This window comes from Oleiphilus sp. HI0128, assembly GCF_001635365.1.
Window position 1 is genome coordinate 1 of record NZ_LWGG01000016.1, and the last position, 753, is coordinate 753.

Genomic DNA, 753 nt, shown 5'->3' on the forward strand with positions numbered 1-753 from the left:
TCCAGTAGTGCTTTAATCGCCTCGTTACGTTCATCAAACAAGTGAGCAATGATTCCAGAATCTCTATCGATACCGAGTGTTAACTGAGTTAAATCATTGGAACCAATTGAGAAACCATCGAAGTGCTCCAGGAACTGATCTGCCAAAATAGCATTTGCAGGCAGCTCACACATCATAATGACTTTCAGGTCGTTCTCACCACGCTTTAGGCCTTTCTCGGCCAGTAATTCTACCACGTGCTTGGCCTCGCCAACTGTTCTGACAAAAGGCACCATAACTTCAACATTGGTCAGGCCCATTACATCGCGTACACGCTTAAGCGCTTCACATTCTAAATAGAAACAGTCACGGAAGGTTTCAGAAATATAGCGCGATGCACCACGGAAGCCGAGCATCGGGTTTTCTTCGTCTGGTTCATATAATGTGCCACCGATAAGGTTGGCGTATTCGTTAGACTTAAAGTCTGACAAACGAACAATCACACGTTTTGGGTAGAACGCCGCAGCCAGTGTCGAAATACCTTCAACCAGCTTATCGATATAGAAATCAACCGGAGAGGCATATCCACTGATACGCTGCTCGACTGTTTGCTTAAGGTCAGGCGGCAAGGTGTCAAAGTTCAGCAAGGCCTTAGGGTGCACACCAATCATTCGGTTGATAATAAACTCTAGACGAGCCAGACCAACACCTTCATTTGGCAGTGCCCTGAAGTCGAAAGCCCTATCAGGGTTTCCGACATTCATCATAATTTTC

Annotated in this window: 1 protein-coding gene; it reads right to left on the reverse strand. The window is 45.9% G+C overall.

Translation table 11 applies throughout. The features are described 5' to 3' along the window. A partial coding sequence (locus tag A3763_RS00305; protein ID WP_304440763.1) for a putative PEP-binding protein occupies positions 1-753 on the reverse strand: 753 nt, incomplete at both ends.